This is a genomic window from Streptococcus caecimuris, assembly GCF_943193075.1.
Taxonomy (GTDB): domain Bacteria; phylum Bacillota; class Bacilli; order Lactobacillales; family Streptococcaceae; genus Streptococcus; species Streptococcus caecimuris.
In genome coordinates, this window is sequence record NZ_CALPCT010000004.1 from 21,991 (window position 1) to 46,947 (window position 24,957).

23 protein-coding genes are annotated in these 24,957 nt (G+C 44.0%); 10 read left to right on the forward strand and 13 right to left on the reverse strand.

The genetic code is table 11. The features are described 5' to 3' along the window. The first annotated feature begins 174 nt into the window (after positions 1–174). Both NFR56_RS02480 and NFR56_RS02485 read left to right on the forward strand, forming a co-directional pair. On the forward strand, positions 175–1,347 hold the full coding sequence (locus tag NFR56_RS02480) for a hydroxymethylglutaryl-CoA synthase (protein WP_134974643.1): 1,173 nt from the start codon (positions 175–177) through the stop codon (positions 1,345–1,347). Continuing rightward, positions 1,347–2,609, forward strand: coding sequence for a hydroxymethylglutaryl-CoA reductase, degradative (locus NFR56_RS02485; protein WP_134974644.1), 1,263 nt, complete (start codon positions 1,347–1,349; stop codon positions 2,607–2,609). The genes NFR56_RS02480 and NFR56_RS02485 overlap by 1 nt, the downstream gene beginning before the upstream one ends. A 48-nt stretch (positions 2,610–2,657) precedes the next feature. On the opposite strand, the gene NFR56_RS02490 is transcribed toward NFR56_RS02485, so the two are convergent. The 9 genes from NFR56_RS02490 to NFR56_RS02530 form a co-directional block, all read right to left on the reverse strand. Further along, the gene (locus tag NFR56_RS02490) at positions 2,658–3,485 is read right to left on the reverse strand and encodes a PrsW family glutamic-type intramembrane protease (RefSeq protein WP_251457477.1); all 828 of its coding nucleotides are present in this window, start codon (positions 3,483–3,485) and stop codon (positions 2,658–2,660) included. Next, entirely contained in the window at positions 3,478–5,139 is a 1,662-nt protein-coding gene (locus tag NFR56_RS02495; RefSeq protein WP_251457480.1) for a C69 family dipeptidase, read from the reverse strand. Before NFR56_RS02495 ends, NFR56_RS02490 begins: the two co-directional genes overlap by 8 nt. 164 nt (positions 5,140–5,303) lie before the next feature. Beyond that, on the reverse strand, positions 5,304–6,308 hold the full coding sequence (gene fni, locus NFR56_RS02500) for a type 2 isopentenyl-diphosphate Delta-isomerase (RefSeq protein ID WP_251457483.1): 1,005 nt from the start codon (positions 6,306–6,308) through the stop codon (positions 5,304–5,306). Next, complete coding sequence (locus tag NFR56_RS02505; protein WP_023919165.1) at positions 6,305–7,312, reverse strand: phosphomevalonate kinase; 1,008 nt, start codon at positions 7,310–7,312, stop codon at positions 6,305–6,307. Before NFR56_RS02505 ends, fni begins: the two co-directional genes overlap by 4 nt. Next, positions 7,302–8,252, reverse strand: coding sequence for a diphosphomevalonate decarboxylase (mvaD, locus tag NFR56_RS02510; protein ID WP_251457486.1), 951 nt, complete (start codon positions 8,250–8,252; stop codon positions 7,302–7,304). Before mvaD ends, NFR56_RS02505 begins: the two co-directional genes overlap by 11 nt. Continuing rightward, on the reverse strand, positions 8,234–9,112 hold the full coding sequence (mvk, locus tag NFR56_RS02515; protein ID WP_251457489.1) for a mevalonate kinase: 879 nt from the start codon (positions 9,110–9,112) through the stop codon (positions 8,234–8,236). The genes mvaD and mvk overlap by 19 nt, the downstream gene beginning before the upstream one ends. A 148-nt stretch (positions 9,113–9,260) precedes the next feature. After that, a complete protein-coding gene (locus tag NFR56_RS02520) occupies positions 9,261–10,202 on the reverse strand; it encodes a serine hydrolase domain-containing protein (protein WP_070675421.1) in 942 nt (313 codons plus the stop codon). A 10-nt stretch (positions 10,203–10,212) separates the two neighbouring features. Then, on the reverse strand, positions 10,213–10,980 hold the full coding sequence (locus NFR56_RS02525) for a CppA N-terminal domain-containing protein (protein WP_070675424.1): 768 nt from the start codon (positions 10,978–10,980) through the stop codon (positions 10,213–10,215). Between the two features lie 106 nt (positions 10,981–11,086). Continuing rightward, the gene (locus tag NFR56_RS02530; RefSeq protein WP_023919173.1) at positions 11,087–12,364 is read right to left on the reverse strand and encodes an HdeD family acid-resistance protein; all 1,278 of its coding nucleotides are present in this window, start codon (positions 12,362–12,364) and stop codon (positions 11,087–11,089) included. A 101-nt stretch (positions 12,365–12,465) separates the two neighbouring features. Between NFR56_RS02530 and NFR56_RS02535 the strand changes: the two genes are divergently transcribed. From NFR56_RS02535 to NFR56_RS02550, 4 genes are all read left to right on the forward strand, one after another. Beyond that, complete coding sequence (locus NFR56_RS02535) at positions 12,466–14,754, forward strand: Xaa-Pro dipeptidyl-peptidase (protein ID WP_251457492.1); 2,289 nt, start codon at positions 12,466–12,468, stop codon at positions 14,752–14,754. 104 nt (positions 14,755–14,858) lie between these two features. After that, positions 14,859–15,353, forward strand: a complete 495-nt coding sequence (locus NFR56_RS02540; RefSeq protein ID WP_003008835.1) for a DUF536 domain-containing protein — start codon at positions 14,859–14,861, stop codon at positions 15,351–15,353. 53 nt (positions 15,354–15,406) lie between these two features. After that, positions 15,407–16,000 carry a 3'-5' exonuclease gene (locus NFR56_RS02545; RefSeq protein WP_251457495.1) on the forward strand — a complete coding sequence of 198 codons (594 nt, stop codon included), beginning with the start codon at positions 15,407–15,409 and terminating at the stop codon, positions 15,998–16,000. 324 nt (positions 16,001–16,324) lie between these two features. Beyond that, a complete protein-coding gene (locus tag NFR56_RS02550; RefSeq protein ID WP_251457498.1) occupies positions 16,325–17,899 on the forward strand; it encodes an ATP-binding cassette domain-containing protein in 1,575 nt (524 codons plus the stop codon). 292 nt (positions 17,900–18,191) lie between these two features. On the opposite strand, the gene NFR56_RS02555 is transcribed toward NFR56_RS02550, so the two are convergent. The 4 genes from NFR56_RS02555 to NFR56_RS02570 all read right to left on the reverse strand — a co-directional run bounded on the left by NFR56_RS02555 (position 18,192) and on the right by NFR56_RS02570 (position 20,697). Further along, positions 18,192–18,491: a YbaB/EbfC family nucleoid-associated protein gene (locus tag NFR56_RS02555; RefSeq protein WP_003005613.1), complete on the reverse strand. Its 300-nt coding sequence runs from the start codon at positions 18,489–18,491 to the stop codon at positions 18,192–18,194. 162 nt (positions 18,492–18,653) lie between these two features. Beyond that, positions 18,654–19,178, reverse strand: coding sequence for a DUF924 family protein (locus NFR56_RS02560; RefSeq protein ID WP_049471959.1), 525 nt, complete (start codon positions 19,176–19,178; stop codon positions 18,654–18,656). 3 nt (positions 19,179–19,181) lie between these two features. Continuing rightward, positions 19,182–20,030: an ATP-dependent sacrificial sulfur transferase LarE gene (larE, locus tag NFR56_RS02565; RefSeq protein ID WP_070665645.1), complete on the reverse strand. Its 849-nt coding sequence runs from the start codon at positions 20,028–20,030 to the stop codon at positions 19,182–19,184. Position 20,031: 1 nt separating this feature from the next. Then, positions 20,032–20,697, reverse strand: a complete 666-nt coding sequence (locus NFR56_RS02570) for a Crp/Fnr family transcriptional regulator (protein WP_070594487.1) — start codon at positions 20,695–20,697, stop codon at positions 20,032–20,034. A 161-nt stretch (positions 20,698–20,858) separates the two neighbouring features. On the opposite strand from NFR56_RS02570, the gene larA reads away from it, so the two are divergent. Genes larA through larD form a run of 4 tightly spaced genes read left to right on the forward strand, consistent with a single transcriptional unit; the run spans position 20,859 to position 24,950 of the window. After that, positions 20,859–22,133 carry a nickel-dependent lactate racemase gene (gene larA, locus NFR56_RS02575; RefSeq protein ID WP_049489292.1) on the forward strand — a complete coding sequence of 425 codons (1,275 nt, stop codon included), beginning with the start codon at positions 20,859–20,861 and terminating at the stop codon, positions 22,131–22,133. An 8-nt stretch (positions 22,134–22,141) separates the two neighbouring features. Then, positions 22,142–22,909 (forward strand): nickel pincer cofactor biosynthesis protein LarB, encoded by a 768-nt coding sequence (gene larB, locus NFR56_RS02580; RefSeq protein ID WP_023919185.1) that lies wholly within the window; start codon positions 22,142–22,144, stop codon positions 22,907–22,909. Continuing rightward, a complete protein-coding gene (gene larC / locus NFR56_RS02585; protein ID WP_251457501.1) occupies positions 22,909–24,216 on the forward strand; it encodes a nickel pincer cofactor biosynthesis protein LarC in 1,308 nt (435 codons plus the stop codon). The genes larB and larC overlap by 1 nt, the downstream gene beginning before the upstream one ends. Before the next feature lie 20 nt (positions 24,217–24,236). Next, complete coding sequence (gene larD / locus NFR56_RS02590) at positions 24,237–24,950, forward strand: D/L-lactic acid transporter LarD (protein WP_024056458.1); 714 nt, start codon at positions 24,237–24,239, stop codon at positions 24,948–24,950. The last annotated feature ends 7 nt before the right edge of the window (positions 24,951–24,957 follow it).

The window sequence follows — 24,957 nt, forward strand, 5'->3', positions numbered from 1 at the left end:
CATCTAAGGATGGCTTTTTTTATAGATTTTCTATTTTTTCTATGAAACATTGCAAAATCGGTCCCGAGAATGATTTCCTTGCTGATCTAGCTTTTTCAAGGGAGTTTTACCCTTAAATATGGTAAAATAGTAACGAAATATACTAGTAGATATCAAATAAAAAAGAGGTTAAGAATGACAATTGGGATTGATAAGATTGGTTTTGCGACGAGTCCTTATGTCTTGCGTTTAAAAGATTTGGCTGCTGCTCGTGATACTGATCCCGAAAAACTGAGCAAGGGTCTTCTCTTAAAAGAACAAAGTGTTGCACCGATCACAGAAGACATCGTCACATTGGCTGCTACTGCAGCAGATGATATTTTAACAGACGAAGATAAAGAAGCGATCGACATGGTGATTCTTGCGACAGAATCTGGAATTGACCAGAGTAAGGCTGCTGCTGTGTTTGTCCATGGCTTACTAGATATCCAGCCTTTCGCCCGCTCTTTTGAGATGAAAGAAGCCTGCTATGCTGCGACTGCTGCCTTGGATTATGCTAAACTCCATGTTGAAAAATTTCCACAGAGTAAGGTTTTGGTCATTGCCAGTGACATTGCTAAATACGGAATTGGAACTCCTGGAGAACCAACACAGGGGGCTGGAGCGGTTGCTATGCTGATCAGCCAAAATCCTCGTATTCTATCTTTTAACGATGATAATGTTGCCCAAACACGCGATGTCATGGATTTTTGGCGTCCAAATTATGCGACAACTCCCTTCGTGAATGGGATTTATTCAACGCAACAATATCTAGATTCTCTGAAAACAACCTGGGCGGAATACCAGAAACGGACTGGCCTTACCTTGACAGACTTTGCGTCCGTCTGCTTCCATTTACCTTATCCAAAATTAGCTCTCAAGGGCTTGAAAAAAATCTTGGATAAGTCAGTATCAGAAGAGAAAAAAGATCAATTACAATACAACTTTGATCAATCGATTCTATACAGCCAACGCGTGGGAAATATCTACACTGGATCTCTTTTCCTAGGCTTGCTATCACTACTGGAAAATCGTCCCCAACTCAAAGCCGGGGACCGAATCGCCCTCTTTAGCTATGGAAGTGGAGCAGTTTCTGAGATCTTTAGTGCCAATCTCGTTCCTGGTTTTGAGCAACTCCTAGATCACAAACGTATGGACAAACTAGATCAACGGACGGTTCTTAGTGTTGCTGACTACGAACGACTCTTTTATGAGGAAGTAGATCTAGACTCTAGTGGCAATCAAGTGTTTGAACCTGCTACGCTTCAAACTTATGCTTTGACAGAGATCAAGGAACACCAACGCACTTACCAGAAAGTAGAAAAATAATGGCACGATTACCAGGTTTTGCAAAACTTTCTCCCACAGAACGCATAGAGGCCTTACTGAAGGAAGGCCTCTTAACTTGGGATGAAGCACAGATCTTAAAAGAACAAAAGGGACTTCCCCTTTCTATTGCAGATCAATTGACGGAAAATGTCTTGTCGACTTTTGACTTGCCTTTTAGTCTCGCTCCTTATTTTCTGATCAATGGTCGTGACTATGTCCTTCCTATGGTCACAGAAGAGCCTTCCGTGGTTGCAGCTGCCAGCTTTGCGGCCAAGCTCATCCAACGTTCGGGCGGTTTCACCACCCAAGTGCACCAACGCCAAATGATCGGTGAGATTGCTCTGACAGATGTTACGGATGTGAAAATGGCTAGCAAGCGCATCCTAGAAGACAAGGAAACTCTTCTTCAGCTGGCTAATGAAGCCTATCCTTCTATCGTCAAGCGTGGAGGCGGAGCGAGGGATCTTTGGGTCGAAAACAAGGGGAACTTTCTCATTGTCTACTTGGCTGTCGATCCTAAAGAAGCCATGGGAGCCAATATGCTCAACACGATGCTGGAAGCTCTGACTGATCGTATCCAGGAACTCTCTGGTGGTCAGGCCTTGATGGCAATTTTATCCAACTTGGCCACTCGCTCTTTGGTGAGTGCACGGTGTGCCATCGATTTTAAAGCACTGAGTCGAAATCCTGAGGAAGCCATTGAGATTGCCCACCGGATGGAGCTAGCTAGCCAACTGGCTCAAGTGGATCCTTACCGTGCAGCCACTCATAACAAGGGGATTTTTAACGGGATTGATGCCCTGGTCCTTGCGACAGGTAATGACTGGCGGGCCATCGAAGCAGGAGCCCATGCCTATGCCGCACAAAGTGGCCCATACAAAGGCTTGAGTAGCTGGACAAGTCAGCCAGAAGAGAAAAAACTCTATGGAGAGATCACCCTACCAATGCCAGTTGCAACAAAAGGAGGCTCCATTGGCCTCAACCCTACAGTTCAAGTCAGCCACCGTTTACTAGGAGAACCTTCTGCTATCGAATTAGCAGGTGTCATCGCGTCGCTCGGTTTAGCGCAGAATTTCGCCGCCTTGAAAGCCCTCGTGACTACAGGGATCCAAGCAGGACACATGAAGCTCCAAGCACGCTCTCTAGCCCTGCTAGCAGGAGCTAAGGAAGAGGAAGTTCCCCGTCTGGTCAGCCAACTCCTTGAAAACAAACCCTTCAATTTAGAAAAAGCACAAACACTCTTACAAGAATTGAGAAAATGAAAGAACTAAGACGCACGTCTTAGTTCTTTTGTGTTTGAAAAATTTGCCTTATTGTTTTAAAAATGGCAAATCGGGCTCTTTCTTGGTATAGAGTACCACTTCGATAAAGGTCCCTACTTGGACGGCAAAGAGCAGTCCGACGAGAAGATTAATCCGATGGTCTGTTTCATAAAACGGAGAATTCCATAAGAAGTGATTGGCTACTGTCGAGACAACACACCAGAGTCCAAAGAGTTTTTCCTTTTGCTGGGTCACTTGAGACAACAAGAGGAAGACACCAACGGATACAACAGCTGTATAGAGGGCGTGTGAAGCTAACCCACCAGAAATACGATTAATGGCCTCAGTAACGGCGGCTAATTGGCTAGTTTTTGTTTGGCGGGCAACGTACCCTAAGTCCTCAATGATTTGAAAACCAAAGCCGGAGCCCAAGCCGGCAATTAGAATCGATTTTAGATCTTTTTTGCCAACCATCAAAACTACCCAAAAGGCAACTAGAGCCTTAAAGAATTCCTCTGAGAATGGGGCTGTCAAGGCATCGGTCCACTTGTTAAAGACAGTGGCATCCTTGATCACATGGCTATTCATAATATCGATCAAGCTATTACCTGAAAAGCTCAACCAGCCTGCTACGAAGGCACCCCCAAACATAGCAATCCATAAGAGATAGTTTGGGACAGACAACTGCTTGGCCAATCGTTTTGAAAAGAGATAGAGTGGGATAATAATAGCAGCTAAAACAGACAAGTTCAAGACCAAGTCTCTGCCTGCAGACTGGCTAAATTCTTGTTGAGAAAGATGACCGAGTTCAAACTCCAAGCCAATTCCTGCAAATAATAGAAAGAGATAGATCGAGACTCTTTGAATTTTAGTCATCTTGTTTTCCTCCCTTTTGTTTCTTTGAGCGAATTAGATAGATCACAATCGCTAGAAGGGTTGCTCCGAACAAGCCTGCTGCTAAAATGTAATCATAGTCAAAATCAACGAGATCAATTTTCTCTTCATAAGCAGCATCTTCTTCGTCATCTAGATCTTGCAGAGCACTTTTTCCGTGTTCATCTGCTACCTTTTGTTCTGCTTCTTTTCTAATTTCTTGCAAGCGTTCAAAGGTTTTCTCAGCTCTCGCTATTCCTTCCTCTGTTGCCTTCTTACTTGCTTCTTCAGGCTGAGAAGCAAGGGCAATTTGTTCCTGATCACTCAGATCTTGTTCAACCATCCACTGAGATTCCAATCGTTCCATTTCAGTACGAATCGCCCCATCTTCGAATAAATCAGGATACTTGGCTACAAGGTCATTGATTCTTGAAATGGTCCAATACCAGGAGCGGTCATTGTAATGATCGCCTAATTCTTGGTAGGCTTGATAGGTGTTGAGAATATTGCCATAGTACGGTAGGTAAGGAGCATTCCGCGGACTGCCCATCGACAGCCACATGGTACCTCCACCCGCACTTGCTGGGACCTCGTCTTTCAGTTGGAAAATATGGGCCTCCATGACATTTGGATTGGAGATGGGGTATTTATAAACGGCATCAAACTCTCCTTTTTTCGGGATGCCTTTTCCATCCAGCTCCATTTGATCCTGTGGTTTGTATTTGGTTCCTTCCAAACGATTGCGTTGGAGATTCATGGCATCGCGGAGAGTTAATTTCCGATCAGTTGTATGAAGAAGATCAAAGGACGCATCGTCATATTTAACAGGAGAGCTTGGGTCTAGAGATTTGATCCCCGACCAAACCCGCGAGCGATCCGCTTCTTGCAAAGGCGGATTATAGGATTGAGAAATGTGGAATTTTCCATCCACTTCCTTATAGCTATTTGCGTCCTTGGCGACTTTTTCAAGACCTTTTGAGGCAATCGTACGCTCTGTATCCGATAAATCAACATGGCCTAAGAAGAAAGTATTTGGAAAGACTGCAAAGCGATCTTCTGGAAAGAGAATGGCCGCATATTGGTGACCGGATAGGATTTCCATATACCAGACGCCTTCTTTATCGGCAATGGTCACAATATTTCCTTCTGCAGCGCCTTTTTCTTCGACGATTTTAGCAATGAGTTCAACCCCTTCTCTTGCGGTTTTCACACTTGGGAGAACAATGCTGGTTAAGCCGGATTCTGCCAAACCATCCTTGACATAGGGATCCACTTTTTGGATCTTGTCATTTGCTGAAGCAGATACAGTAGCAGAAATGGAAACCCCATATTCATTGAATCCTGCTTCATCAAAAATTCCTTGATCTGGGGTGACATCTGGAACTGCTGTATACTTATAGCTAATCTCTGGCAAGGGATATTGAAAACCGTTGGCGGCATCCTCAAAGATGGCACCTTTTTTATTGTAGACACGCTCTCTGACCACAAAATTTTTATTATGGTTGGGCTCTAAATCTTCGGTACGCCCTACCAAGGTCGAGCCGTCGGCCGTCAGTTTCTTCCCAATGATGAACCCCGTACAAGCCTCAACAGGTTGAGCAATCAACAAAAGCGGAAGCAAGGCTGCTACAGCTGAGCGAAAATAGTGCTTCTTCATCCTAAACTCCTTTTTAAAAATGTTTTTCCTTATTTAGTATACTCTTTTACGATCCTGTTTTGCAAGCGATTCCACCAACCGTAAACGATTCGTAAACTATCAGAATTTTTGAGGGGAATCACTTTTTCAAAAAAGAAAGGATTGGCTTATTTTGCCAATCCTTTTCATTTTCTCTGTTGCTTCGCTTGCCACAACTTTCCATATAGGAGATAGTCGACTTCACGGAGCTCTTTCAGGTTCTGACAACCGAGCGCACATAGGAGCAATCTGAGATCTTCTTTCCAGCCTTGGACAAGGACGATCACTTCTTCAATGCTCTTAGTCTCTACCATCTCAAGAAAAACGCGGGATAGTCCTACGCCACGTGCTCCAAGGACCAAGGCCTTGACCATATCAAGAGGATGACGGATGCCACCACTTGCGAGGACCTCAACCTGATCCATCTGATCCTGTAACTGTAAGAGACACTGCGCAGTTGATTGTCCCCAATCATCCAGATAAGCGCGATTGCCACCACGACGATTCTCAATATAGGCAAAACTAGTGCCACCACGGCCAGAAATATCGACGGTTTTAATTCCAGCATCTAGCGCTGCCTGAACTGTTTTGGGATCCATACCAAAGCCAACTTCCTTCAGGACTACAGGCACTGGAAAGCCCTGCCCATAGCTCTTGAGATGGTCTTTCCAAGTGTGGAAAATCCGCTCCCCTTCGGGCATGAGTAACTCTTGCATCAGATTCACATGGACTTGAAGAAAGAGGGGTTGTAGCTCTTCCACTGTACGCAAACCCAAATCTGGCTCTTTATCGATGCCAATGTTGGTTGCTAAAAGAAGATGAGGGTGGACTTTTTTGACCGCATACGATTGATCGCTCGGATCCTTCAGCCCTGCACTGTAAGAGCCGGTCACAAAGAGAATCCCACAGGCTTCGGCTACCGCTGCCAACTTTTGATTGATCTCTTTGGCCCGTTTACTCCCGCCTGTCATGGCATTGATATAAAAAGGGACCTCCCAATCACGCCCTGCGAAATGGGTTGTCAAATCAATCTCCGCTAGATCCACAAGGGGGAGGGATCGGTGAATCAGCTCGATCTCATCAAAGCTATTATAGGAGGAGCTTTGCTCCAAGGCATAGCGAATATGCTGGTCTTTTCGATTTTCGCTCACGAATCTCCCATCCTTTCTTGGTAAATGACTTCAATATTCTTTTCCTTCCAGCGGTCTATCAAGGTCTGAGTCTCAACTGGGTCAAAACTAAGGGCGATTCCACAGTCGCCTCCTCCAGCACCACTAGATTTGGCACAGGCAGAAAGACCCTCTGTCGCTTCTTGCAGAACTTTCAGAGCTGGGGTATAGATCAAAGGGTTCAAAGACTTTAGGTTCTTATCGGCACGTTTGATACTGGTCTCAATTTCTTTTTGGTTCCCTTCACGGAGGCCTTTTTCAAGATTCTTCACTGCGCTCTGGCTCTCCTGAAGAAATTCTTCCTTGATCGCTCCCTTGACCTGACGGATCAAATCACTTGAAATCGCTGGTTCCTTGGTCCAACCAACCAGAAAATCATAAGCGATGGCTGGCTGGATCGAGCAGATCTGGTAGTCCCAATCCAGGTCTAAAACTTGTGACAGGGGCTGAGAAGTCAAGACTTCATGCAACCAAGCCCGATCAAAGGATTGGTAATAAATCAAGTCCTCGTAGGCAATACAAGCCAAATCGCCCATGGAACCATTGTCCCCTCTTTGCACCAAGACCACTGCTGCTAGTCGAAAGAGCAGGTCCGGATGTAGGTCTAGTTCATACAGAGCGGCCACGGCCTTGATCACGAGCAAGACCACACTTCCGCTGGAACCAATCCCATACTTTTTCCTCTCTTCGCCCAACGTCCCTCTTAGGTGAAGATCAAACGGTTTAGGGGCTATCCCCTGATCTTTCAGCCACTTTTCCATGAGCTGAATGGTCTCTTGAATCAAGGCGTAGTCCTTATTTGGGGTCAAATCCACCTGGTAACCAAAGAGATCTGAGACTAGCTGATAGCTTCTAGATTCTTGGATAGTAGCTGACAGATAAATGGGAATAAACTGAATCACGGCTCCATAGCCAGGCGTTAGCACTGCGTATTCTCCAGCTAGATAGAGCTTGCCTCCAGTCTGTACCTGATACTTAGTCTTCATCTTGAGGATCCTTTGTTTTAGATACGATGGTCCGATAGCGGTCGTCAAATAAAGGCACCAGCTGATCCAAGTCTTCTTCTAAACAGAGAACCTTAACGTTTGGCCCTGCATCCATGGTGAAGTAACAAGCATGGCCTGCAGCGCGAAGCTCACGGACAAAGTCCATAGCTTTGTGGCTTTCTTCTGTCAAGTAGCTAAAGGCTGGAGTGGCTGTTCTAGTCGTCGCATGCATAGCAAGGGCATTGCGCTCTGTCAGCTGACCGACATGTTCAAAATTATTGCCAGCTAGATAGTCCAGCATATCCTTGTAATCTTGTCTAGACTCTTCGATCCATTCTTTGAAATTAGTCGAAGTCTCCATGCAGCGTTTCATCCCTTCCCGGCTGGAAACGGGCTTTTGCTTGTCATTGAGAACCAGCATGATCATAGCCAGTTTCAGGTCTGTTTTAACCTTATAAATCTCTCCACTTTCTTTGTCCCAGGCCGCTAAAGGGCCAAAGAAAGACCGTGAAGAGGAACCCGAAGCAAACTTGGCTTTTTGAGCTAATTCCTCCTGGCTCAAGCCCAAATCATAGTACTGATTGCAAGCCTTGACGAGAGCAGAGAGCCCGCTTGAGCTAGAGGACAAGCCTGCTGCGGTTGGCATGTTGTTGCTGGTATCCACCCGAACAAATCCCGCTTCATCTGCTGGATTCAAGCCATCAATCACAGCTCCAATTTTGGCTTGCTCAGCTGGATTTTGAAATTCCCCATCGATGTAAAATTCATGCGCAGTCGCATCTGCTGGCAAGGGAGAGAGACTGGTCTCTGTATACATATTCTCTAAGGTCAACGAAATCGAACTGGTTGAAGGGACCATCTGTTTGGCATCTTCTTTTCCCCAGTATTTGATAATCGCGATATTGGCATAGGACTTAGCCGTTACAGGTTTTCGATCCATGTATGGTGCGCTCCTTCTTTTTCTAATGCATGGGCAATGGTTGCTGCTTCACGAGAATCCTTGACGAGGGCAATCACACAGCCACCAAGACCGCCTCCGCTCATTTTAGCCCCTAAGGCCCCGTTTTCAAGGGCAACAGCGACCAAATGGTCTGCTTCAACACAGCTGACACCGACGGCTCTCAAGTGCTCATGACAAGTAGTCAGAGCCTGTCCTAGGCTCGTTAGATCATTCATTTTCAGAGCCTCTTCCACCTGCTGGGTCAACTGACCAATCTCATGGAAATGGGACAAAACTTCCTGCCCTTTGGCTTCCACCTTTTGGATCGCCTCACGGGTATTGCCATGAATTCCCGTATCCGCAATCACCAAGCTCGCTTTTATTCCCAGCTCCAGCGGGTAAAAGCCTACATTCCGGATGAATTTAATGGCTTGATCGCTCAAACAAGTCTTGGCATCGAGCCCACTTGGATTCATATGGGCAATGGTTTCTGCTCGATTGACCAGGATTTCTAAGGTCTCATCATCCAGCTCCTCTTGATAATAGTCAAAAACTGCTCGAATAGCTGCGATACTCACCGCCGCAGACGATCCCATCCCCCGTTTTTCCGGTACCATGGACTGAATCCGGCAGCGAATCCGGGCCTCTTTAATCCCGAGGTGCTCAAGAGACGCAAAAACCGCCATGGACAAGGTGTCGTCTTCAAACAAAACCCATGGACTGTCTGCCGGGATGATCTGGCAGATCACTTCGATATGATGGAGTGGCAGCGCAATAGCCGGATAACCATAGACCACCGCATGCTCTCCAATTAAGATAATTTTACTATGCGCCCTTCCGACGCCTATCTCTTTGTTCATATTCATCTCGCTCTATTAAGGTCATTACTATTTTAATATAAATCAGCCAAAAAAGCGATGCTTTTGAAGGAAATCCAACCTAAGACGGAGTTGAGTTCTATCTGACAGACCGTAAAAGGCCAGGATCCATCATCCTAGCCTTCCATTTCTATTTTTCAAATTCTTGTTTGATCAAGTCCATCAAAGAGTTGCGGTCGAGGATCCATTGGGCCCGTTCGTCCTTCTCATAGGTCCGGTTGGACAAAAAGATCACCGCTTCCTGCCTCTTTCGATTGTACATGATGAAGGTTCCAGTATAGCCCGTATGATCTAACCAGTCCCCCTCTAGATTCCATCCGAGAGCGCGGGTCTTGCCCTCTTCACGCGCAAAATTCTGAGACAAGTCACGCGCAAAATCCTCCTTCAGATAACGCTCTAAGAAGCGCTCTAGATCAGCAACAGTTGAAAAAAGTCCAGCACTTCCCGCATGACGACCCAATACTCTCGCTTTGGGATCATGAACACTTCCAGAAGCCACTCCACGGACCGTTGGCACCGCCTTTTCGACCGGTCCAAACCGTGTCTCCGTCATCTTCCAAGGTGTAAAAATCAGCTCTTCAAATAAGCGATCCAAGGGCTGGCGAAACCTGTCTTCTAACCAAAAGCCCAGCAGAAGAAAATTGACGTCGGTGTAATGAAAACTCTTGTCTTCTTTTAACTGCAAATTTTCAAGAGCTGTTTTCAACTGTCTCGCATCCAATTGATCCCGGTTGGGGATAAAAGGATCGAGCCCAGAAGTATGGGTCAAGAGTTCCCGGATGGTCGTCTTCTCATGAGCAAAACGCGGGTAAAGCTCTTTAAAGGGGCGATCAAGCGCAAGCTCCCCTTTCGCATACAAAAAGGCACAGATGGTAGCAACTCCAACGACCTTACTGACACTAGCCAAATCATAGACCAGGTCAGCCACTACTGGCTCTCCTTTTTCAGGATCCGCTAGTCCCAGATAGTGCTCACTCCACTGACCATCGCGGTAAAGCGCAAGAGAGGCACCTGGATAGATGCCTTCTTGGATTTGTTCGGTAATTTTTTCGATGATTGCATTCACGCTCATCACTCCATTCTTATTCTTCATAAGAAATATGGACCTGATCTTGATTGGCTTCAAACCAGAGTTCGATCTGGCTTGGATCCTTGGCAATCAAGAAAGTTCCCTTACGGTGCACAAAATCGACAGTTTCTCCTAAGCTTTCTTTCAAGTCTTCCACATCAAAAGATGCCAATTCGACCTTGATCATGCTCAAATCCCAAGTAACCTTGTTCTCAACTTGGAGATCTTTTCCTTGGGCTTCTTGTAAATGGATAAAGTGGGCCAAAGCTGGCAAGTTGCTATAGAACTTCTCAGCCTCAGCAAGATCGGCCACATTGACCTCAAGAAAGTCCACATCAAAGCTGGTCAAACCTTTGAAATCTTCTGGAAGCTCAACAAGAGGCGCTTTCTCCAAAGGTTCTAGGCTTTCAAGATTTTCTTCCGCATGCACGAAAATGGTATCTCCTTGAGGAGACACAACTTCAAAGGCGCGACCATTAGCTCCTTGGTAAAGGGCGCTTGTCTCTGGCTGGCGGGCCAACAAATAATCAATTTCTTGAGCTTGTGCCACTTTCACCACGATGCGACCCAATTTCTTTGGACCTTCGACCTTACGCGAACGCATACTCGGTGACTCTTCTAAGACGATTTTTTCTACTTTTGAGGCATCTCCTAAAGACAGGAGAGCTCCTTCTTCCACTAATACTTTCATTCCCAATGTCTCTTCATAAAAGCGTTGATTGACATTTCGGTTATTCACTTTCAAGACTGGGATCACTCTTACGATCTGATTTGCTGTCATACTTTCCTCCAAGCACTTTTTATTGTAAAAGATTTTCTGGCTTTTTACAAGAAATCTTGTGCAAAAAAGACAGATTTTTCAAAAATAAAAATCTGTCTTTCTTTTTTTAGTATACTGTTCGTGTATGGACCCGCCCGTTTGGAGCTTCAAATTCGTATTCTAAGTAATCCTGATAGGTCCCTGGTGCAATCACTCCACGCACATCTAATACAGCCGTTCCTGCCTGTCCCACAATGGAATCTGCTAACAGGCAGCAATTAGTAGACAGAACAAAGTAAGATTTAAAACGCGAAGAAGTAAATTTATATAGCTCAGCCCCTAAATCATATTTCAATTTGTAAGCGTAGGTCGGCTGACCGTCTTCCAGTAACCTCCTAGGTGGATCCCAAGGTTCTAACAACTGATCAATTTCAGCTAGACGCTTCTCTACTGCCTGATTCTCTTCTTCGGTAAGGGATAGGCTGTAGCCAAACAGCGTCTTTTGACTCTCTTTTTTACATAGTTCGATGTATGGTTCCTTATCCACTTTAAACAGTACGCCATCCCCAATCGTCCCAAATAGACGCTCTGAAAAGGGATCGTAACTTCCGTAAGAAATGACCTTCCCCTGATAACAAATATCTACATGCCCAATCGCTCCAAATAAGTTGCTGTCAGAAGTATGAACCAAAATTTCTAATTCCCTTGCCTCTTCTTCTTTTTTCACCAATCGATAAGGGCCTGTGTGTCCCGCCGAGCTCCCTTTTTGAAGAAACTGGTTAAACCGTTTTAACTCCTTAGCAGGGATAAAGGCTGCAAAGATAACCGGTAGGCTAATACGAAAGCGACGTTTTAACTCTTGGCCTTGTTGGTCTTTGTCAAATAAAATACCATCTCGAATATTAGAAATCCCCAACAAGACCAGATAAGCCCCCAAGAGGATAAATTGGAAGTGCCCATCTGAACCAGGTTCCAAGACAGTTGCTAGACCAAGCCCACCGTTTAAAAGCGCATCCCATAAATAGAGCCAGCCTCCTTTTACCCGATTGGCCTTATAAAGCCAAAATGTGATCCCATAGACAATGGCACTCCCCAACTGATATGCCCCTAAACAAATCACAACTAAGTTTACGGGCAGACTACTCAGTCGATTCAACCAGATCAACGCAAGTGAAAGAAAAATAAACCAAATAGAGTGGCTATAGGAAATAGACTTGCTACGTAACAAAAAGCGAAGAAGAAAGCTTCCTAGTCCATCAACTAAAAAGTAAATGGCTAATAGATCCAAGGAAAATTTGGTGAAACCAACGCCGTTTCGAAAAATGAGAATCCCAAAAATGACGGCAAGAACCCCAAACAATAAGGTCCGTCTTCTTGCAACTTGTTCAAAAGATATTTTTTTCAATATTCCTTCTCCTTATAGACGAAAGGTCTTTAGACAAATACTATTTTATCAAGTATAATATAAGAAGTAAAGAAAAAAGAAACTGATAAAAGGAGCAGTCTATGAAATACAATCAATATAGCTATCTATCTGTTGACCAAAAAGACATTCTTAAGGAACTAAAAGAAATTGGGTTTGACCTTCCCACCCACCTCCCAGAAAAAGAACTGTTTGAATGGTTTGTCCGCAAGGTTTACTTCACCTATAAAGATACAGATTATCCCCTCTCTAACCTAGTGGTGGATTCTAAAACAGACTTTTTAACGTATATCCAATCTGACTGCGAATGGTCTCCGAACATTTTTTACACAGTAGCCCTCCAATTACTCGGTTTCCGCTATTTTATTGATTTTGAAGATACGGATAGCTTCTTGAAAGAAGTCCAATTTCCGATTGAGTATGGAAACTTGGTAGAAAACCTCTATCACCTTCTCAATACTCGAACAGTAAAAGGAAATTTACTCATCGATCAGTTGGTCAGCGATGGCTTGATTCCTGAAGATAACCAGTATCACTATTTTAACGGCAAGAGCCTCGCAACCTTTACGAGCCATGATGCCATCCGCGAGGTCGTCTATGTGGAAAGTCGGGTCGATACCGACAAAGATGGTCTGCCAGACTTGGTCAAGGTCAGCATTATCCGTCCTCGCTATGAAGGCAAGATTCCAGCTGTTATGACCGCAAGTCCTTATCACCAAGGGACCAACGATAAGGCCAGCGACAAGGCCCTCTACAATATGAATGTCGACCTCGAGGTCAAAGAACCTCATACCATTCAAGTAGAAGTACCTCAATTAGAATTGGTGGATCCTGTCGGTTCAGCTGAGCTAGTCGATGAAGCTGAAGAAACTCTCACCCATATCAATTCCAGCTATACCCTCAACGACTACCTCCTTCCACGCGGCTACGCTAATCTCTACGTATCTGGAGTGGGGACAAAAGATTCGCAAGGCTTGATGACCAATGGAAATTACCAACAAATCGAAGCCTACAAGAACGTTATCGACTGGCTCAATGGCCGTTGCCGGGCCTTTACAGATCACACACGCAAACGCCAAGTCAAAGCTGATTGGTCTAATGGAAAGGTCGCAACCACCGGGATCTCTTACCTTGGAACCATGTCTAACGGCCTTGCGACCACAGGTGTGGACGGTCTAGAAGTCATCATAGCAGAGGCTGGGATCTCTTCTTGGTACAACTACTACCGCGAAAATGGTCTCGTGACAAGTCCTGGCGGCTATCCAGGTGAAGATTTTGATTCCCTTGCCGAATTGACCTATTCACGCAACCTTTTAGGTGGGGATTATTTACACCACAATGCGGCCCACCAAGCCGATCTTGATCGCGTCAAAAAAGAGCTGGACCGCGCTTCCGGAGACTACAATCAATTCTGGCACGATCGCAATTATCTCCTACATGCTGATCGAGTCCAAGCAGAGGTGGTCTTTACCCATGGCTCCCAAGACTGGAACGTCAAACCGCTTCACGTCTTTAACATGTTCCAGGCCCTTCCAGCAAACATCAAGAAACACCTCTTCTATCACAATGGTGCCCATGTCTACCTCAACAACTGGCAGTCCATTGACTTCCGTGAGAGCATGAACGCCCTCCTCTCTAAAAAATTGCTGGGCTACGATTCAAGCTATGAGTTGCCAACTGTCATTTGGCAGGACAATACAGGAGAACAAAGTTGGACTTCCTTGGATGATTTTGGCAATCAAACAAGTCAGCGAACCTTCCTACTCGGAGATGGTGAAAAAGTCATCCAAAACCGCTACGAGACAAAAGATTACGAGCGCTATGGTAAGGCTTATCCGACCTTCTTAACGGACCTCTACCAAGACAAGGCCCAACAGGTAACCATCGATCTTCCAATCGAAGAAGACCTGCACCTCAACGGGAAAGCTCGCCTTCACCTACGACTTCACTCCAGCACCAATAAAGGCCTTCTCTCAGCCCAACTCTTAGAGCTTGGAAGCAAGAAATACCTCCAACCCTATCCTGCAGTCTTATCGGTCCGTACACTGGATAACGGTCGCTACCATATGCTAGACAACTTGACCGAGTTGCCATTTAAGGAAGCGGGCCAACGAGTCATTTCGAAAGGTTATCTCAACCTCCAAAATCGTCATGATCTCTTAGAGGTTGAGGACGTGACGCCAGGCGAGTGGATGGAATTTGACTTTGATCTCCAACCAACCATCTACAAGCTCGAAAAAGGAGCGACCCTTCGCCTGGTCCTTTACACAACGGACTTTGAAATCACTGTGCGTGATCAAACCGATTACCAACTCACCATTGACTTAGCACAATCAAGCCTCCATCTTCCTGAAATGACAGAGGTCCACTAATCGTGGTATCAAGGCTTAGCCTTTCTTTGCTTCATTTGACAGCTTAGCCTACTTATGTTACTATCTAATAGAGTATTTCATAGAAAAAGATATTAGAGGAAGTTATGGCGATTGAAAAAACTGTCAGCGAAATTGCTGAAATTTTAGGAGTCAGCCGCCAGGCGGTCAATAACCGTGTCAAGGCGCTGGCTCCAGAAGATACCCAAAAAAACGAAAAAGGGGTTACCGTTGTAACCCGTAGTGGCTTGATTAAGCTCGAAGAAATCTACAAAAAAACTATTTTTGAAGATGAGCCAGTCAGCGATGATGTGAAGCAACGCGAATTGATGGAAATTTTGGTAGATGAAAAAAATGCTGAAATCGTCCGTCTCTACGAGCAACTCAAAGCCAAAGACGAGCAACTCGCTAAGAAAGATGAACAGTTGCGCGTGAAAGACGTTCAAATTGCTGAAAAAGACAAGCAATTGGACCAACAACAACAATTGACTTTACAAGCAATGAACGACCGCGATACCTTGAAACTTGAACTCGAACAAGCCAACGAAAAAGTTCAAGAGCAAGAAAGCAAAGGTTTCTGGGCACGCGTTTTCCGTCGATAATCCGGGGCTGGATCCTACCAGTCCCTTTTCTTTTCTACCACAGGAGATTTCCCATGAAAGCATTAGAAGATTATATCGCCTTTGATCTCGAATTTAACCAATACGAAGGCGCCTATCAGATCATCCAGGTGTCTGCCGTACGTTTTACGAACGGTAAAGAAGTCGATCACTACGACTCCTACGTCTACACCGATAAGCCCCTAAAAAGCTTTATTAACGGCCTGACTGGCATTACCCAGGACAAGATCCAAAATGCCCCACAACTAGAACAGGTCCTCAGCGAATTCAAGGCCTTTGTAGGAGACCGGCCCTTGATCGGATACAATGCCAAAAAGAGCGACCTACCCATCCTACTTGAAAATGGCTTGGATCTAGAAGACCAGTACGCTGTCGATGTCTTTGACGAGGCTTTCGAACGTCGTCCATCTGACCTCCACGGCATTAAAAATCTCCAACTCCACACCGTTGCAGAATTTTTGGGAGTTGCAGGAAAATCACACGATAGCTTAGAGGATGCCCGCATGACAGCCCTTGTCTACCAACAATTCCTCGAATTTGATCAAGGCCGCACCCTCCTTGAAGAGCAAGAGAACTTCTTCACCAACCCCTTCGGAGGCTTGGACTTATCCGGATTTTTTGATGAATAAAAAAAGGCTCAAAACTGAGCAGTACTCCTAGAGTTAGATGTTTTCATATCTTTCTTTGGGGGTGCTTTTTATTTCATTTCTGTAAAGATTGACTAAAGCAAATTTTCATCCGACAGACAAGTAGAGCATATTCAAAGTCTTAACTTAAAATATTAGTTATTAAAGATTTAATCATTTCTAATTTTTTGAATATTCATTGACCAGACTTATTCTTAGATGTATAATGAGCATGTAAAATATATCACAAAGAATAATATGTAATAAGATTTAATGATTACATCTGATATTTCTCAACCATAGGGTTCTATTTTCTAGGAGAGATTTATGATTAATATCTTTAAATATCTTGATAAAAAAACAAAATACCTAACCATTATTGGAGCACTGGCAAATGGGGGTCTCGCATTAGGGCAACCTTTGGTTGTTGCCAAAGCACTATCGATAGATCAAAATAACCTTACCTATTCCTCTATTTGGAAATTTGCCCTCTTTGGTTTTTCTGTCTATTTCGCTTTGTATAGTCTTATGTTATTTTGTAATCATGCAAATAATGTCTTTCGACGTGAAATTCACATGAATATCCGAATGGCATTATTTCATAAGTTAATGGAAGACAGAGAATATAGTGAAGATGAAAAGATTACCATGCTGACACAGGATATGGAATTTCTAGGAGATAACTTTTTTGAACGCTATATGTCTATTTCATGCTGGGGATTTGGAGCACTGATTACGGCGATCTATATTATTACCCAAAATGTTTTATTGGGTTCTATCTTTGTTTTCTTCACGATCTTACGTCCCATTCCACAATTCTTGATGAATAATAAGCTAAAGAATTCAGGGGATGAAATGTCTCAGGGAAGAACAGCTGTTCATAACCAAATCTCTGATAGCATTCGAGGAGCTCAAACCTTGCGAATGAATCAAGCCTTGCCTGAAAATTCTCAACGCGTTTGGAATATCAACCTACGTTATCAGCGAGCCATTCAAAAGTTTGTTTTTACCCATAATATTGTTTTCTTTTGTAATGGTTTTATGGTCTTTCTGAGCCAAGTACTCCCCTTGGTATTAGGGTTCTTCCTTGCTATGCAGGGTCATCATGTTTCAGTGGCTAGCCTGGTTGCTATGTATATTGCTGCTGGTCAACTGGTAGGACCTATCCAAAATATCATGTATGATGTGGTTGAAGTACAAGGAGCCAAAACAACGGCAGAAAAGATTTTCGGAATTTTAAATCGAGCAGATGATAGTGAAACGAACAATCATTCGATCTCTCAAGTAGAAGAACTAGAAATTTCTCATTTAAGTAAATCTTATAATGGTAGAGAGATTATTCGCGATCTTAATCTAGCCATTCGACAAGGCGAAAAAGTCCTCATCAAAGGGCCAAGTGGCTGTGGGAAATCAACCCTCTTTCGAATGATCACAGGAGAAGAAAAGCCGGATGCCGGAATGATTACTTGTCGTACAAGGGATGGAGTTAAAACAAGTCACTTTGTTCGTCAGGTAGGCATTATCAGCCAGCATCCTTTCCTCTTTAATGATACTATTCGCTACAATCTCAGTTTGGGACAAGAGTTTTCAGATCAAGAATTAGAGACTGTTTTAAGACAAGTCAAACTCGACCATGAATTAACTGATGGGCTTGATTTTGTAATCACTAATAACGGAGAAAATATTTCAGGCGGACAACGTGTCCGAATTGAACTAGCCCGCTTCCTACTTCGTAAAAAGGATATTTTATTAGCAGATGAGGTAACTGCAGCTCTTGATTCAGAAAATAGCCAGATGGTTCGAGACTTGATTTTCTCACTACCGATGATGGTGTTAGAAATCGCTCACCATATTGATAATGAAAGTCGATACGATCAAGTCATTGAATTAAGAAAAGAATAAAATTGCTGACATAAACCTAAAAATATATCGTTAGTGTTTCAAAGAAAGAAAATACTAAAACTTTCCGCCGTGAGAAAAGTGCCTGAAACAATAACGTTTCAGGCACTCGGAATTATTGAGACCTTAGGCTCAATAATTAGTCTTGGAACTTCCTGGATTGCTGAAATCATCCACTGGATAATTTCACCTAACGTCCGTACTCACCCAAGGAAAGTTTTTAATATGACTTCGTCTTCAATCTGAAAAAGGCTCAAAACTGAGCCTCTTTTGAGTTAATGAAAACTTCCTTAGCTTAAAATGGTAATTTCCCTGCGAAAGCACCGAGTTTTTTCTTAGTTGCCGCATCAATTTCTTCAATGGCAGCATTGATGGCTTGAACCGTCATATCAGAAAGCGTTTCTGTATCTTCTGGGTCGACCACTGCGGCGTTGAAATCGATGGAGACAACCTTCTTATCACCTGTAAGAGTTGCAACAACCAAGTCTTGAGCAGATTTCCCTACAAATTGAGTTGCGGCTAATTCCGCTTGGCTTTGCTCCATTTGCTTTTGCAATTTTTGAGCTTGCTTCATCATATTTTGCATATTCATCATAGCAATTACATTCCTTCCAACTTCTGAAATTTACAGTTCATTATACCATTTTTTAAACGCTTGGAAAAGCCTAGGTGAGGGAACTCTGACATCATGCCTGCTGTTTCAGGCAATTTCATGAAGAGAGAAAAGAGTTTTGAAATCTGTGGGCCTCATCTTCCCTTAAAAGCCAGAATGTTCTTTCAAATACTCCTCTTCTTCCTTGGTCGAAGGCCGTCCTAAGATGGCATTCCGATGTGGATAACGCCCAAATTGTTGAAGAATGTCCATGTGCATCTTCTCATACTTCAAACGCTTTTCTAAGCCCGGTTGATCAAATAGGCGCAGAGCTTCTTCATGAATGGTTAAAGATTCCGAATGCATAAAGGGCATGTAGAAAAAGCCTCTTTGTACAACTGGTAATTCTTGAGCTTGTGTTAGGCCTTCTTGGGCCAAGACCAAGGCCAGGGAATCTGTCGCAAAAGCTTGGGCAGTCCCTCGAAAAATATTGCGAGGAATTTGGTCCAAGAGCAAAATCTCTGCTAAACGCCCTTCTGCCGTAGCCCGCCAGTGAAACAATTCCCCACGACTGGCCTTCCAATAAAGTTCCTCAAAGCGCTCCCGCATTTCTTGATCCAGTGCTTCTGATTTTTTGAACCAATCCTCTGGCTTCAACTCTTCGAACCAGAACCTTATCACTTCCTTCATTGCTTAACCTGCCATAATTTTTTCTTTTGTTTTTTCATCCAATGCATCATTCATCCGGCCGTACTTATATCCAGCCAAATCCAAGGCTACATAGGTAAATCCGATTTTTTTCATGTAGTCATTGATCTTGTCATGCAGTTGGATGGCTTTAAGCAGATGGTCTTCTTCCACTTCGATGCGCGCCAAGTCTCCATGCACACGCACACGGACTTGCTCAAAGCCAAGTCCTACAAGGAACTCTTCCCCTTCAAAAACCCGTTGTACATTTTCTGAAGTGATTTTCACTCCGTATGGGAAGCGTGAGGCAACGCTACAAGATGGCACCTTATTCCAATTGGAGACCCCTCTTTCCTTGGCCAATTGACGAATTTCTGTCTTATAGAGGCCGGCTTCTTGCAAGACACTGCGGACACCCGCTTCGTCCCGAGCCTTGATACCAGGGCGAAAATCGTCGATATCATCCATAATATTGCCGTCTACCAATTGCTTAAAGCCCAGTTCTGTAACTGAATCCTTAATAGTTTGGTACATCAATTGTTTGGTGTAATACCAAATATTGGGCGTATTGGCAGCAATCCGTGGATCACTCAATTCTCTCATTTCCAGTCCAAGCACAGGTGCTCCTAGCTGATCGGCCAAGTCGAGCGCTAGATCGAATTCTTCATTTGAAAACATCTCAGAGTTCACGACGGCCGCAATAACATTGTCAGGTCCCAAGGTATCCAAGGCCACCTTCAAGAGATAAGAGCTGTCAATCCCACCTGAATAGGTAACGGCTACTTTTCCGATTTCCCGCAAAATATCTTGTAATTTTTCTTCTTTTTCTTTTCTGATTTGTGCTTCTGTTGCCATGTTAGAATGTTTCCCTTCCAATAAATTCTTCAATTCGTTCGATGTCCAAAATAACGATCTTTTGCTGTCGAATGTCTAAAACTCCCTCCCGCTTTAATTCGTTCAGTATGCGGTTGACACTGTTTCGGGTTGAGATCCCACAAAAACCAGCAATATCTTCATTGGTAATATTAAAATCAATCAAGATACCATCGTCCTGCTCTACCCCAAACAAACTGCACAGCTTTTGTAGGTGAAAACAAACTGCGCCTTTTTTCCCATTCATCATCATGTACTGCTGGGATTCCATACTCTCAGACAGTTTATTGCGATAATAATCCCGTACGTAATCTTGCAGTTCCTTTTTCTCTTTGACAAAGGTCCAGAACTTGACCCGAGGAATCCGGTAAAAACTAGCCTCAGCTGTCTCGACGCGCACGTTAAAAGGCGAGTCCGTATAATTGGATACCTCATCCCGTAACAAGGATACAATATCGGTCGCTTTTAAATAGGAAAAGTTAAATTCTCGACCATCACGCATGATGACACTGGTCTTGACAACCCCTTCTTTTAAAATATAGATATAGTCCTCTTTAATCCCGCGATAAGAGAGGTAGCTGTGGTATTTTTTCTTGATAATGGGCGTTCGCCTCTCTTCCAAGAATTTCACTAAAAATGCTGAATCCACGCGCGTTTTTCCTCCTGTTTTGGCTCTTCATAGAAGTCACACTAATGATACACCTGTTCAAAACGAACGACGTTAACATTTGTTGACATCAATTGGTGCACACCTCTTTTTAAAAAGAATTATACTATAAGTATCAGTATTAATAAAGGAGATCGCAAATAATGGTAGAAATTAAATTACCGTACGACAAAAAATCGATTGTTGCAAAGATTCCAGATGAAAACTTTGCAGGATTGTTAGAGTCTAAGGCGGAAAACTTCCATAACCCACTGTCTGAAGAAGAAACTGTTGAACGTTCAATGGACAACCCTATCGGCAGCCCTACTTTGGAAGAACTTGCTAAAGGCAAAAAAGACATCGTGTTGATCAGTTCTGACCACACTCGTCCCGTTCCTTCTCACATCATCACTCCAATCATTTTGCGTCGTATTCGCTCAGTTAACCCTGATGCACGCGTGCGTATCTTGGTTGCTACTGGTTTCCACCGTCCTTCAACTCGTGAAGAATTGATCAATAAATACGGCCAAGAAATCGTTGACAATGAAGAAATCGTTATGCACATTTCAACAAACGACGATGACATGGTGAAAATCGGTCAACTTCCTTCAGGTGGTGATTGTATCATCAATAAGATCGCTGCTGAAGCTGACTTGTTGATAGCAGAAGGATTCATCGAATCTCACTTCTTTGCTGGTTTCTCAGGTGGACGTAAATCAGTCCTTCCAGGTATCGCATCATACAAAACTATCATGGCGAACCACTCAGGTGACTTCATCAATTCTGATAAGGCACGTACTGGTAACCTTGACCACAACCCAATCCACGAAGATATGCTTTACGCTGCTCGTACTGCAAACTTGGCCTTCATCGTCAACGTTGTATTGGACGGCGAAAAACACATCATCGGATCTTTCGCTGGGGACATGGTTGAAGCCCACAAAGTTGGTTGTGACTTCGTTGCAGACTTGGCACGTGTGTCTAAGATCGAAAGCGACATCACAATTTCAACAAACGGTGGTTTCCCACTTGACCAAAACATCTACCAAGCTGTTAAAGGGATGACTGCAGCCGAAGCTTCTAACAAAGAAGGCGGAACAATCATCATGGTAGCTGGATGTGCAGACGGTCACGGTGGAGAAGGTTTCTATCGCAACCTTGCTGACGTAGAAGATCCAAAAGAATTCTTGGAACAAGCCATCAATACACCTCGTTTAGAGACTGTCCCAGACCAATGGACTTCTCAAATCTTGGCACGTATTTTGGTACACCACCATGTTATCTTTGTATCTGACCTTGTAGATCCTGAATTGATCAAAGGTATGCATATGGAACTTGCAACTTCATTTGACGAAGCGCTTGAAAAAGCCTTTGCTCGTGAAGGAAAAGATGCTAAAGTAACTGTTATCCGCGACGGACTTTCTGTCGTTGTTGAATAGAATCAAACATGGATTTTCAACCCAATCTAGAACAAACACTCCGTTCTTTGCAAGCGGGCCATCTCTCCGTTGAGGATGCGCTGGAGCAAATCAACGGGGTTAAAGAGCTAGGGTATGCAGCAATTGATACTGACCGGCAACGTCGCAACGGCTTCCCTGAAGTCGTATACGGCGAAGGAAAGACAGTTGAGCAAATTGAAGGAATCCTGCAATTTCTTTCACAGAAAGAATTGCCGATCCTCACAACAAGAGTCTCTCTCCAAAAGGGAGAGGCTCTTTCTCAGCGCTTTCCGACTGGCCACTATTATCCGGAAGCCCGCTGCTTCGTTCTCAACTCTAAAAAGGAAGAAGCCGATCCTGAACACTACATTGCGGTCGTCACAGCAGGGACAAGTGATGTTCCTGTTGCAGAAGAAGCTGCAGTCACTGCAGAAACCTTTGGCCATTCGGTTCGCCGAATCTATGATGTGGGAGTCGCCGGCATCCATCGCCTCTTCAATCGCTTAGAAGAGATCCAAAAAGCCAGTGTGATCATCGTGATTGCCGGTATGGAAGGAGCTCTTGTTAGTGTTGTAGGAGGTCTTGTGGATGTTCCCGTTATTGCCGTTCCGACCAGCATTGGATACGGAAGCAACCTTCAAGGGCTAACAACCTTGATGAGTATGTTGACCTCTTGCGCTTCTGGCGTAACGGTCGTCAACATTGATAACGGATTTGGTGCAGCTTATTCAGCATGTATGATCAATCGACTCAACCACAATCGAAAGGAAAACTGATGACCAGTCTATTTTTAGAACCTTTTTCTGGAATAAGTGGCGATATGCTCAATGGTCTTCTTGTGGACCTTGGGGCAGATGTCGAGCTTCTTCACACAGAACTCGAGAAACTGGGAGTGGATGGTTTCCACCTCCACGTTCATCGCGTCGCAAAGAGCGCAATTTGGGGAACTGATTTTGATGTTCACCTTCACCACGGGGAGAAAGATACGGGGATTGAAGGTGATTTTGATCACGATCATGAACATCATCACGATCACGAACACCATCATAATCACGAACATCATCACGATCATGAACACCATCATCACCATTCCCACGCGGATGCTCGCAGTTATGCGGATATCCACGATTTGATTGCCGCTTCACAGTTGAGTCCTTTTGTGAAAGAAAAGAGTCTTGAAGTCTTTCTTGATATCGCAAAGGCCGAAGCAGCTGTGCATAACATGCCTGTCGAACAGATTCATTTCCATGAAATTGGTGCAATTGACTCCATCGTCGATATCGTTAGCTTTTTCATCCTAGTGGAATCGCTCGGTATCGATACAGTTTACTCTACTCCTCTCACTGAGGGAAGTGGGACCATTTCAGTTGCCCATGGAGAAATGCCTGTTCCGGTTCCCGCTGTGATGCAGTTGAGAAAAGGAACTACTATTCCGATTACTCAAGACTTCACAGTTAAAACGGAGTTGATTACTCCGACAGGGTTAGCCCTCCTTAAAGCATTGTCCCCAATCTTTGAACCAATCCCCTCTCACCTTTCCATCGAAAGTGTGGGCTATGGATTTGGTAAAAGAGAGACTGGAAAATTCAATGCTTTACGCGGTTCGCTATTGAAAGAAGACACCTCTCACAGCACCACTGTTGTTCATCGCACGGAAGATCAAATTATTGAGATCACCACTACGATCGATGATCAAACACCAGAGCAACTCGGTTATATTATCCACCGTTTCCTGGACGCTGGAGCTTTAGATGTCTACTATCGTAGCGTCGTTATGAAAAAGAATCGCCCTGGCTTTGAATTGATTCTCTTGATTCAAAGAAGTCAGTTGGAAGATTTTTCAGCCCTCTTGTTCAAAGAAACCAGTACCATTGGTTTTCGATACCAACAAGTCGACCGAAAGGTCATGCAACGTCGATTTGAACAAATCGATACGGAATTTGGACCCGTTACGGTAAAAATTAACCAGTACGGATCTACCACTAAAAAAACACTTGAATACGAAGACTGTCAGCGTATTGCTACGGAGATGCAGTTGCCGATTCAAGAAGTTTATCACCAATTACAAAAATACATTTATTAATTTAGGAGACATTAATTAACATGACACATCAATTACTTGCAGAAGTTATGAGTACAGCTTTGATGATTATCTTCGGGGTTGGCGTACACTGTGACGACGTTTTGAAGAAAACAAAATATGCTGGAACTGGACACTTATTCGCGATCACTACATGGGCATTCGGTATCACTGTCTGCTTGTTCGTCTTTGGCGGTGTTTCAATGAACCCTGCTATGGCTTTGTTGAAAGTCCTTCTTGGTAAATTGACAATCGCTCAATTCTTCCCAATCGCAATCGCTGAAATGATCGGTGCCTTCCTTGGAGCTTTGATTGCTTACTTTATGTATGCTGACCACTTCAAGATTTCTGAAGGTCAAATTGATGGTGTTGCTATCCGTAACATCTTCTCAACTAACCCTAACTGCCGTAACCTTCCACGTAACTACTTCGTCGAAGCGTTCGCAACATTTATCTTCTTGACATCTATCATGGCTGCTGAACACGCCAACGAAGCAATGCTTCCATTCACTGTTGGTTTGATCGTTTGGGCTATCGGTATGGGTCTTGGTGGTACTACAGGTTTCGCGATGAACCAAGCGCGTGACCTTGGACCTCGTTTCGCTTACCAAATCTTGCCAATCAAAGATAAAGTAAACAACGACTGGCAATATGGTCTTCTTGTACCAGGTACTGCTCCATTTGTTGGTGCTGTCCTTGCCTTCTTCTTCATCCGTTACTTCCTTGGAATCATGTAATGAGTTG

Coding starts and splice junctions, on each gene's coding strand:
- NFR56_RS02480 (WP_134974643.1), top strand. CDS start 175: ATGACAATTGGGATTGATAAGATTGGTTTTGCGACGAGTCCTTATGTC.
- NFR56_RS02485 (WP_134974644.1), top strand. CDS start 1,347: ATGGCACGATTACCAGGTTTTGCAAAACTTTCTCCCACAGAACGCATA.
- NFR56_RS02490 (WP_251457477.1), bottom strand. CDS start 3,485: ATGACTAAAATTCAAAGAGTCTCGATCTATCTCTTTCTATTATTTGCA.
- NFR56_RS02495 (WP_251457480.1), bottom strand. CDS start 5,139: ATGAAGAAGCACTATTTTCGCTCAGCTGTAGCAGCCTTGCTTCCGCTT.
- NFR56_RS02505 (WP_023919165.1), bottom strand. CDS start 7,312: ATGAAGACTAAGTATCAGGTACAGACTGGAGGCAAGCTCTATCTAGCT.
- mvaD (WP_251457486.1), bottom strand. CDS start 8,252: ATGGATCGAAAACCTGTAACGGCTAAGTCCTATGCCAATATCGCGATT.
- mvk (WP_251457489.1), bottom strand. CDS start 9,112: ATGAACAAAGAGATAGGCGTCGGAAGGGCGCATAGTAAAATTATCTTA.
- NFR56_RS02520 (WP_070675421.1), bottom strand. CDS start 10,202: ATGAGCGTGAATGCAATCATCGAAAAAATTACCGAACAAATCCAAGAA.
- NFR56_RS02525 (WP_070675424.1), bottom strand. CDS start 10,980: ATGACAGCAAATCAGATCGTAAGAGTGATCCCAGTCTTGAAAGTGAAT.
- NFR56_RS02535 (WP_251457492.1), top strand. CDS start 12,466: ATGAAATACAATCAATATAGCTATCTATCTGTTGACCAAAAAGACATT.
- NFR56_RS02540 (WP_003008835.1), top strand. CDS start 14,859: ATGGCGATTGAAAAAACTGTCAGCGAAATTGCTGAAATTTTAGGAGTC.
- NFR56_RS02545 (WP_251457495.1), top strand. CDS start 15,407: ATGAAAGCATTAGAAGATTATATCGCCTTTGATCTCGAATTTAACCAA.
- NFR56_RS02550 (WP_251457498.1), top strand. CDS start 16,325: ATGATTAATATCTTTAAATATCTTGATAAAAAAACAAAATACCTAACC.
- NFR56_RS02555 (WP_003005613.1), bottom strand. CDS start 18,491: ATGATGAATATGCAAAATATGATGAAGCAAGCTCAAAAATTGCAAAAG.
- NFR56_RS02560 (WP_049471959.1), bottom strand. CDS start 19,178: ATGAAGGAAGTGATAAGGTTCTGGTTCGAAGAGTTGAAGCCAGAGGAT.
- larE (WP_070665645.1), bottom strand. CDS start 20,030: ATGGCAACAGAAGCACAAATCAGAAAAGAAAAAGAAGAAAAATTACAA.
- larA (WP_049489292.1), top strand. CDS start 20,859: ATGGTAGAAATTAAATTACCGTACGACAAAAAATCGATTGTTGCAAAG.
- larB (WP_023919185.1), top strand. CDS start 22,142: ATGGATTTTCAACCCAATCTAGAACAAACACTCCGTTCTTTGCAAGCG.
- larC (WP_251457501.1), top strand. CDS start 22,909: ATGACCAGTCTATTTTTAGAACCTTTTTCTGGAATAAGTGGCGATATG.
- larD (WP_024056458.1), top strand. CDS start 24,237: ATGACACATCAATTACTTGCAGAAGTTATGAGTACAGCTTTGATGATT.